General features: G+C 71.3%; 8 protein-coding genes. 6 read left to right on the top strand and 2 right to left on the bottom strand.

Annotation, left to right across the window (positions count from 1 at the left end; genetic code table 11):
• Positions 1 to 36: 36 nt before the first annotated feature.
• Together ACWF94_RS23695 and ACWF94_RS23700 are read right to left on the bottom strand one after the other, a co-directional pair.
• Positions 37 to 282 (bottom strand): antitoxin, encoded by a 246-nt coding sequence (locus ACWF94_RS23695; protein ID WP_453491859.1) that lies wholly within the window; start codon positions 280 to 282, stop codon positions 37 to 39.
• 21 nt (positions 283 to 303) lie between these two features.
• The gene (locus ACWF94_RS23700; RefSeq protein ID WP_453491862.1) at positions 304 to 546 is read right to left on the bottom strand and encodes a hypothetical protein; all 243 of its coding nucleotides are present in this window, start codon (positions 544 to 546) and stop codon (positions 304 to 306) included.
• A gap of 182 nt (positions 547 to 728) precedes the next feature.
• On the opposite strand from ACWF94_RS23700, the gene miaA reads away from it, so the two are divergent.
• The 6 genes from miaA (at position 729) to hflX (ending at position 9,482) form a co-directional block, all read left to right on the top strand.
• The gene (gene miaA / locus ACWF94_RS23705) at positions 729 to 1,667 is read left to right on the top strand and encodes a tRNA (adenosine(37)-N6)-dimethylallyltransferase MiaA (RefSeq protein WP_453491865.1); all 939 of its coding nucleotides are present in this window, start codon (positions 729 to 731) and stop codon (positions 1,665 to 1,667) included.
• A gap of 106 nt (positions 1,668 to 1,773) precedes the next feature.
• The gene (locus tag ACWF94_RS23710) at positions 1,774 to 2,214 is read left to right on the top strand and encodes a hypothetical protein (protein ID WP_453491880.1); all 441 of its coding nucleotides are present in this window, start codon (positions 1,774 to 1,776) and stop codon (positions 2,212 to 2,214) included.
• A gap of 381 nt (positions 2,215 to 2,595) precedes the next feature.
• On the top strand, positions 2,596 to 3,543 hold the full coding sequence (gene dapF / locus ACWF94_RS23715) for a diaminopimelate epimerase (protein WP_453491868.1): 948 nt from the start codon (positions 2,596 to 2,598) through the stop codon (positions 3,541 to 3,543).
• 145 nt (positions 3,544 to 3,688) lie between these two features.
• Complete coding sequence (locus tag ACWF94_RS23720; RefSeq protein ID WP_453491871.1) at positions 3,689 to 6,016, top strand: RelA/SpoT family protein; 2,328 nt, start codon at positions 3,689 to 3,691, stop codon at positions 6,014 to 6,016.
• A gap of 66 nt (positions 6,017 to 6,082) precedes the next feature.
• The gene (locus ACWF94_RS23725) at positions 6,083 to 7,765 is read left to right on the top strand and encodes a M1 family metallopeptidase (RefSeq protein WP_453491874.1); all 1,683 of its coding nucleotides are present in this window, start codon (positions 6,083 to 6,085) and stop codon (positions 7,763 to 7,765) included.
• A gap of 190 nt (positions 7,766 to 7,955) precedes the next feature.
• Positions 7,956 to 9,482 (top strand): GTPase HflX, encoded by a 1,527-nt coding sequence (hflX, locus tag ACWF94_RS23730; protein WP_453491877.1) that lies wholly within the window; start codon positions 7,956 to 7,958, stop codon positions 9,480 to 9,482.
• Positions 9,483 to 9,538: the final 56 nt, after the last annotated feature.

Consider the following 9,538-nt stretch of genomic DNA (forward strand, 5'->3'; position numbering starts at 1 on the left):
GAGCGAACTGCTCCGCGGCCGTCCGGGACGCTGATCTCAGGAAGCGGGAGGCGGCGGCGGGGTGCCGCCGTCGTCCTTGTGCGCGATGCGGTCCAGGGCCTCCTTGGCCTTGCCGGTGCCGGAATCGATCTTGCCGCTGTACTTGCCCTTGGTCTTGGAGTCGACCACCTTGGCGGCCTTGTCCAGACCGTGCTCGATCTTGCCGCCGTGCTGCTTGGCCAGGTCCGAGACCTTGCCCTTCGCCGGGGCGAGCTTGGCCTTCAAATTGTCCAAGAGGCCCATGGGGCACCTTTCCTCGTGCGGCTACTTCCGGGCGCCCTCACCGGCTCCGCTGTCCGCGGCCTCCCCGGCCGACTGCTGCCGGGGAATCTCCACGCCCTCGGCGGCTTCGGCCGGTGCCCCGGCCTGATCGGTCGCCGCCGCGCCTTCGGCCTCGACGGCCTCCGCCGCGGGCGCGTCCTCCGGGGCCTCGGTCTGGTGACCGCCCGTCGTCTCCTCGGCCGGGTTCTCCTGGGACCTGCGAAGGAACCGTGCAAAAACGCCCATATTCACTCCATAGCGTACTCGTGTGGGTGACGTTCCGCGCCGCCCGGTGCGCCGTGTTGCCACACTCGGGGGCACCGGTCGGGAAACCGGCGTTCACGACCTCGCAACAGGCAACGACGCCCCCGCCGTACCGTCACCTCCCTCGTTCGGGGACACCCCCTCGGGTTTGGGAGACTGGGGCCGTGAGAAGGACAGCCCCCGCACCGCGGGTCATCGCCGTCGTCGGGCCCACCGCGGCCGGAAAGTCCGATCTGGGCGTCTTCCTCGCCCAGCGGCTGGACGGCGAGGTCATCAACGCCGACTCCATGCAGCTCTACCGGGGGATGGACATCGGCACCGCCAAACTGCCGCCCGGTGAGCGCGGCGGCGTACCGCACCACCTGCTGGACATCTGGGACGTCACCGAGGCCGCGAATGTCGCCGACTACCAGCGGCTCGCCAGGGCGGAGATCGACCGGCTGCTCGCCGAGGGCCGTACACCGGTCGTCGTCGGCGGTTCGGGGCTGTACGTACGAGGGGCCGTCGACACCCTCGAATTCCCCGGCACCGACCCCGCGATCCGCGCCCGGCTGGAGGAGGAGGCCACCGCGCTCGGCCCCGGCGCCCTGCACGCCCGGCTCGCGGCGGCCGACCCCGATGCGGCCCGCGCGATCCTCCCGGGCAACGGCCGTCGTATCGTCCGGGCCCTGGAGGTGATAGAGATCACCGGCAAGCCCTTCACCGCACAGCTCCCCAGCCACGAGAGCGTCTACGACACCGTCCAGCTCGGGGTGGCGGTCGCCCGTCCCGAACTCGACCGGCGCATCGCGCTGCGCGTGGACCGGATGTGGGAGGCGGGACTCGTCGACGAGGTACGCGCCCTGGAAGCGCAAGGGTTGCGCGAGGGGCTCACGGCGTCGCGTGCCCTCGGCTACCAGCAGAATCTGCGGGCGCTCGCGGGGGAGTGCACCGAACAGGAGGCGCGCGACGAGACCGTTCGGGCGACGAAACGCTTCGCGCGCCGTCAGGAATCATGGTTCAGAAGAGATCCCCGGGTGCATTGGTTGAGTGGTGACGTCGACCACCGGGGGGAACTTCCGCAGCAGGCGCTGGCGTTGATCGAACGAGCGGTTACAGCCTGATCACGTGATGGCATCGGGACGCACTGCCCGTCATTTGGGTGCCCTGGACCGTGCCATCATCGAGCATCGATCGACCGTGGAGTCCGAGTTGGGAGGGCGTGTGGCGATGGAGGCCGGCCCTCATGACACGGACCAGCAGCCACGGGACGCGGCGGACAGCGCGTCCCGGCTGAGTCCTGACGGTCCGGACGACCAGGACGTTCTCGCGGACGAGGTCGAGGTCGAACTGCGCCCGGCGCGTCGGCTCCGGATCTGGCAGCTCGCGCCCATCGTGGTGCTCGCGGCGGTCGGTTCCCTGATGTTCGGCTTCCCCCTCGCCTTCGGCTCCGGCACCGGCGGCCCGGTCGTCGCGATGCTCGGACTGCTGATCAGCTGCTGCGCCGCCGGCTGGGGTGTGATGGCCGCCCGCCGCGTCGGCCACACCTGGCCGGGCCTGCCGCCCCGGGGCTCCGGTGTGCGCCCCGACTGGCGCGTCATCGCGCTGTACGCCGGGGTGGGTGTCGCGCTGGTGGCGCTGGCTGTGCTGCGCGTGGCCCGCCTGCGCTGACGCGCCTCGCCGCCGACGTCCCACCAAGGCCCGACGTCCCACCAAGGCGGCTCAGGCCGGCCCCGGCGCCCAGCCTCCGAGTACGGACCCACCAGCGCCCTTTTCCTCAAGCACGGCCGCCACGCGCCGTGCCTGCTCCTCGCCGCCCCCCGGCCGGTCCCGGGCTCTTGACGCCGCGCGGCCCCGACACTCCCGGATCCTGCCCCCACCGACGCAGCGGCCGGACCCGCCCCTGACGCCCGGCACCCTCACCCGGGGCGCCCGGCCCTTGGGGCTGCCCGTTCCGACGCCGCCCCGGGAACCGCCCCCGACCTGCGCGCCCGCGGCCCGCGTGCGCGGCCGACGGCTGCCCGCTGACGACTGTCAGAGCCCCCTCGTACGATGGACGACGTGAGCACCACACAGCCCTCGCCGACCTCGCCGATCGCCTTTCTCAAGGGCCACGGCACCGAGAACGACTTCGTGATCGTCCCCGACCCGGACAACGCCATAGGACTGCCCGCCTCCGTCGTGGCACGGCTCTGCGACCGGCGAGCCGGTGTCGGCGGCGACGGGCTGCTGCATGTCGTACGGTCCGCGGCGCACCCCGAGGCCCGCGCCATGGCGGACGAGGCCGAGTGGTTCATGGACTATCGGAACGCGGACGGGTCGATCGCCGAGATGTGCGGCAACGGCGTACGGGTCTTCGCCCGCTACCTTCAGCGCGCGGGCCACACCGGGACCGGCCGACTCGCGGTGGCCACCCGTGGCGGCGTCAAGCAGGTGCACATCGCAAAGGGACCCGGGGGACCCGGGGCCGCCGGGGCCACCGGCGGCGCGGACGGCGACATCACGGTCCAGATGGGCCGCGCGGTCCTCCCCGAGGACAGCGTCACCGTCACGGTCGGCGACCGTAGCTGGCCCACGCGCCATGTGAACATGGGCAATCCGCACGCGGTCGCCTTCGTGGACGATCTGGACCATGCGGGCGATCTGTTCGTCCAGCCGCCCGTCACTCCGTCAGCCGTCTATCCGGACGGGGTGAATATCGAGTTCGTCGTCGACCGCGGTGAGCGCCATGTCGCCATGCGGGTCCATGAGCGCGGCTCCGGCGAGACCCGCTCCTGCGGTACGGGCGCGTGTGCCGTCGCGGTCGCCGCGGCCCGCCGGGACGGCGCCGATCCCACGGCCACCGGCACCCCCGTCACGTACACCGTGGATCTCCCTGGCGGGCGGCTGGTGATCACCGAGAGACCGGACGGCGAGATCGAGATGACGGGTCCCGCCGTGATCGTCGCGGAGGGCAGTCTCGCGCCCGATCTCCTCGGGCCGACCGAAACCCCGGCGTGATAGAGCTTCGCTCGAATGGGTGATCCGGTTCACGCTCGGCGAGAGCGGGACTGCTCCACGTGGTGGGCTCGATAGCATCAAGCACCGGCCCGGAGGGGGCTCCCGCTCTCTCCACCGCCGGTCGAATGACGCCCGGAGGTGCCCCATGACTGCAGAGGCCGCCAACCCTGGTGCCCACAGCCGCAGGCGCGGCCGTCCCAGGATCGACCTCCGCAGGCTGGGCCGCGCGGCGCTGCTCGGCCCGGCCGGTCGTGACCGGCTGCCGGACGCGATCGGGCATGTCGCCGACGCGCACCGCGCGCACCACCCAGACGCCGATCTCGCGATCCTGCACAAGGCGTACGTCCTCGCGGAGACGTCCCACCGGGGGCAGTTCCGCAAGAGCGGCGAGGCGTACATCACCCATCCGCTCGCCGTCACCCTGATCCTCGCCGAACTGGGCGCGGAGACCACGACCCTGACCGCCTCTCTTCTCCACGACACCGTCGAGGACACCGAGGTGACGCTCGACCAGGTGAAGACCGGGTTCGGCGCCGAAGTCGCCTACCTGGTCGACGGGGTCACCAAACTGGAGAAAGTCGACTACGGCGCCGCCGCCGAGCCCGAGACGTTCCGCAAGATGCTCGTCGCCACCGGCAACGATGTCCGGGTGATGTCGATCAAGCTCGCCGACCGGCTGCACAATATGCGCACCCTCGGGGTGATGCGCCCCGAGAAGCAGGCACGTATCGCCAAGGTCACCCGGGAAGTCCTCATCCCGCTCGCCGAACGGCTCGGCGTGCAGGCGCTCAAGACCGAACTGGAAGATCTCGTCTTCGCGATCCTGCACCCGGAGGAGTACGAGCGCACCCGCGCCCTGATCGCCGACAACGCCGATGCCGGAGCGGCGCTCGAAGCCATGGCCGAGCGGTTCCGGACGGTCCTGCGCGACTCCGGAATCGCGGCCGAAGTCGTCATCAGACCACGCCACTTCGTCTCCGTCCACCGGGTGAGCCTCAAGCGCGGCGACCTGCGCGGCACCGACTTCGGACGGCTGCTGGTGCTGGTCGGCGAGGACGCGGACTGCTACGGGGTGCTCGGCGAGCTGCACACCTGCTTCACCCCCGTGATCTCCGAGTTCAAGGACTTCATCGCCGCACCCAAGTTCAACCTGTACCAGTCGCTGCACACCGCCGTCGCGGGCCCCGGGGGCGAGGTCGCCGAAGTCCTCATCCGCACACACCAGATGCACAAGGTCGCCGAAGCGGGTGTGATCGCCCTGGGCAACCCGTACGTACCGCTGGAAGGGGCCGAGCCGGCCGACGGGGAGCGGGCCGACCCGACCCGGCCCGGCTGGCTGTCCCGGCTGCTGGACTGGCAGGAGTCCACCCCGGACTCCGACACGTTCTGGACATCGCTGCGCGCCGACCTGGCGCAGGACCGCGAGATCACCGTCTTCCGCGCCGACGGCGGGATGCTCGGCCTCCCCGCGGGCGCGAGCTGTGTCGACGCCGCGTACGCGCAGTACGGCGAGCAGGCCCACTCCTGTATCGGCGCACGGGTCAACGGCCGTCTGGCGACGCTGAGTACGGTGCTGAGGGACGGGGACACCGTCCATCTGCTCCTGGCCGACGACGCCGATGCCAATGGGGCCAATGGGGCGGCCGACGTAAACGACGCCGGCGACACCATTGAGGTCACTGAGGCCGTTGATCCCGGGGGCGCCACGGGTGACGGGGGTGCTCTTCGCGTGACGGACGCGGGCGGTCCGGATGAGCCGGGTGACGGCCAGAAGACCGATGTCGCCCCTCAGGGGCCCCGGGAAGCGCGGCGAGCCGGGCGGCCCCATGGCGCCCGTGCGGCTCAGGCATCACTGGAAGCGGTCTCCGGACCCTCGCCCGACTGGCTCGACCACGCCCGTACGCCCGCCGCGCGTATCGCCATCACCGCCTGGCTGGCCGCCCACCCGGAAGGCGCCCGGACCCCGGCCGCGACGCCGCGCAGACCCGCACGCGTCACCCCCGACCCCGACCGGCCCACCACCGCCAACGCCGTCGTCGACGTACCGGACGCGACCGTACGGCTCGCCGGGTGCTGTACGCCGGTGCCGCCCGACGCCGTCACCGGCTTCGCCGTACGCGGCGGAGTGGTCACCGTCCACCGTGAGCGGTGTCCGGCGGTGACCCGGATGAAAGACCTGGAACGGCAGCCGATCACGGTGCGCTGGGGGGACGCGGCCGGATGCAGGGTGACCCTCGTCGCCGAGTCCTTCGGCAGGCCACGGCTGCTCGCCGATCTCACCGAGGTCATCGCCAGTGAGGGCGCGGCCGTCGTGTCGGCGACCGTCGAGCCGCCCAGCGAACAGCGCGTACGCCACACCTACACCCTGCAACTCCCCGACGCCGCCGGTCTTCCCGCCCTGATCCGCGCCATGCGCGGGGTACCGGGTGTGTACGACGTGAGCCGCACCCAGCATCCGGCGGCCACCGGCTGACCTCGTTCGGGTGGTGCGACGCGCGCCCTCGCCCTGCGCGGCGGTGCGCACTGGTAGCGGTAGTGCATGCTGCCCACTTCCCGGACCGCTTCCCGGACCCCTGCCGGGCCGGATCGCCGGACCGCCGCCCAGCCGGTGACCCCGCCCGCCCGCAGGCCCGCCGCCTCCCCGCGCCGACTGCGCGTCGCCCTGCTGGCCGTCGCGTCGGCCGCCCTGGTGGCGGCGACCCTGCCGCCGCCCGAACCGACCCCCCTCGGCATCGGCGACCCGCTCTTTCCGCACCTCGGCAACCCCGGGTACGACGTCGTCGCGTACGACATCTCCTTCAGCTACCGCGGCAACAACACCACGCCCCTGGACGCCGTCACCGAGATCGACGCCGTGGCGACCGAACGGCTGGAGCGCGTCAACCTCGACTTCACCCACGGCACGGTGAGCGCGGTCGAGGTGAACGGCCTTCCGGCCGAGTACGCGACCGCGGGCGAGGACCTCGTCGTACAGCCCATGATCCCCTTGTCGGCGGGCTCCCGCGCCCGGATCTCCGTCCGGCACACCAGCGACCCCCGGGGCGAGGAGGGCGGTTGGGTGCGCACCGGCGACGGGCTCGCGATGGCGAACCAGGCCGACGCCGGCCACCGGGTCTTCCCCTCCAACGACCACCCCGCCGACAAGGCGTACTTCACCTTCCGGGTCACCGCGCCCAGCGAACTGACGGCGGTCGCCAACGGCGTACGGGCGGCGAAGGAGGCGGACGGCCCCAGCACCACCTGGACCTACCGCACCCGTCACCCCATGGCCACCGAGCTGGCCCAGGTCTCGATCGGCACCTCGGCCGTCCCCACCCGCGAGGGCCCCGGCGGGCTTCCCATCCGCGACGTGGTCCCCGCCAAGGACGTCACCCGGCTGGAACCCTGGCTGAAGAAGACACCGGACCAGGTGCGCTGGATGGAGGAGAAGGTCGGCCGCTACCCCTTCGAGAACTACGGAGTGCTGATCGCCGACGCCGATACCGGCTACGAACTGGAGACCCAGACGCTCTCCCTCTTCGAGCGCAGGCTCTTCGTGGACAGTGCCTACCCCGAGTGGTACGTCGACTCGATCATGGTGCATGAGCTGGCCCACCAGTGGTTCGGCGACAGTGTCTCGCCCCGTACCTGGTCCGGTCTGTGGCTGAACGAGGGCCACGCCACCTGGTACGAGGCGCTGTACGCGGAGGAGAAGTCCGGGCACCTCATGGAGACCAGGATGCGCGAGGCGTACCGGCGCTCCGACCAGTGGCGTGCCGACGGCGGGCCGCCGGCCGCGCCGAAGCCCCCCGCCCCCGGACAGAAGATCAGCCTCTTCCGTCCGATCGTCTACGACGGCAGCGCCCTGGCGCTGTACGCCCTGAGGGAGACGATCGGGAAGGACGCCTTCGACCGGCTGGAACGCGCCTGGGTTCGTGATCACCGCGACGGCACGGCGACCACCGCTGACTTCACCCGGCTCGCCGGACAGATCGCCGGGCGTGATCTGACCGCGTTCTTCGAGGCATGGCTGTACGGGGAGCGGACACCGCCGATGCCCGGTCATCCGGACTGGAAGAGCACCGCCCCGGCCACCGCCCCGGCCACCGCCCCGGCGAAGGCGGCCGCGAAGGCCCCCGCGGGTGCCCCGGCTCACACGCGGGCGAAGTCCTCCGCGGCTGCCCCCACGGGAAACCGGGATGACGGTCGCCGTGGCCCCGTGGGACCATCGACGGGACGGTGACGCTGCCGCAGGGCCGGAGTCCGTGTTCCGGAACCGTGCCCTGAAGCCCGTGTCCCGTGCTCCGTACTCGGTGCTCCGTGGTTCGTGCTCAGTACGGGAATCATCCGGGACCGTCACACGTTGTGACTGATACGGGGCGCCGGAGCCCTTCCGGTGCGACCCGGGCCTTTCCCATCGACGTAAGGATCCAATGACCTCCTCTTCATCCCCTTCCCAGGACAAGCAGAGCTTCGATGAGCAGAGCTTCGACAAGCCGAGCGAGAGTTTCGCGGAGACGCGCACCGAGAGCCTTCGGGCCGATGCCCTGATGGAAGAGGACGTCGCCTGGAGCCACGAGATCGACGGAGACCGGGACGGCGACCAGTTCGACCGCTCCGACCGCGCCGCGCTGCGGCGGGTGGCGGGCCTCTCCACCGAGCTTGAGGACATCACCGAGGTCGAGTACCGGCAGCTGCGCCTGGAGCGTGTGGTGCTGGTCGGCGTATGGACCTCGGGGACGGCGCGGGACGCGGAGAATTCCCTCGCGGAGCTGGCGGCGCTCGCCGAGACGGCGGGTGCCCTGGTGCTCGACGGTGTCATCCAGCGCCGTGACAAGCCGGACCCCGCCACCTACATCGGTTCGGGCAAGGCGCAGGAGCTGCGGGATCTCGTGCTCGAATCCGGTGCCGACACGGTCGTCTGCGACGGTGAGCTGAGCCCCGGCCAGCTCATTCACCTTGAGGATGTCGTCAAGGTGAAGGTGGTCGACCGGACCGCTCTGATCCTCGACATCTTCGCCCAGCACGCCAAGTCCCGGGAGGGCAAGGCGCAGGTCGCGCTGGCGCAGATGCAGTACATGCTGCCGAGGCTGCGCGGCTGGGGTCAGTCGCTCTCCCGGCAGATGGGTGGCGGCGGCAGTGGCGGTATGGCCACCCGCGGCCCCGGTGAGACCAAGATCGAGACGGACCGGCGGCGGATCCGCGAGAAGATGGCGAAGATGCGCCGGGAGATCGCGGAGATGAAGACCGGCCGGGAGATCAAGCGCCAGGAGCGGCGGCGCCACAAGGTGCCGTCGGTCGCGATCGCCGGATACACCAATGCCGGGAAGTCGTCCCTGCTCAACCGCCTCACCGGCGCCGGAGTCCTGGTGGAGAACGCGCTGTTCGCCACCCTCGACCCGACCGTCCGCCGGGCCGAGACACCCAGCGGCCGGGGCTACACCCTGGCCGACACCGTCGGGTTCGTCCGGCATCTGCCGCACCACCTCGTCGAGGCGTTCCGCTCCACTATGGAGGAGGTCGGCGACTCCGATCTCATCCTTCATGTGGTGGACGGTTCGCATCCGGCGCCGGAGGAGCAGCTTGCCGCCGTGCGTGAGGTGATCCGCGATGTGGGCGCGCTGGACGTGCCCGAGATCGTGGTGATCAACAAGGCGGACGCGGCCGATCCGCTGATGCTGCAGCGACTGCTGCGTATCGAGCGGAACGCCATCGCGGTGTCGGCGCGCAGCGGCCAGGGAATCGAGGAGCTGCTCGCCCTCATCGATGTCGAGCTGCCCCGGCCCGAGGTCGAGATCGAGGCCCTTGTGCCCTACACCCAGGGCGCTCTGGTCTCCCGGGCGCACGCCGACGGCGAAGTCCTCTCCGCGGAGCACACCACGGAGGGCACCCTGCTGAAGGCCCGGGTCCATGAGGAACTGGCGGCGGCGCTCGCGCCGTACGCACTGGTGCCGCACTGACCCTGGTCTCCATGGATCCTCAGTGGTCCGGGACATGCGAACGGCGCCCGCCCCTC

Source organism: Streptomyces sp. NPDC055078 (assembly GCF_053607985.1).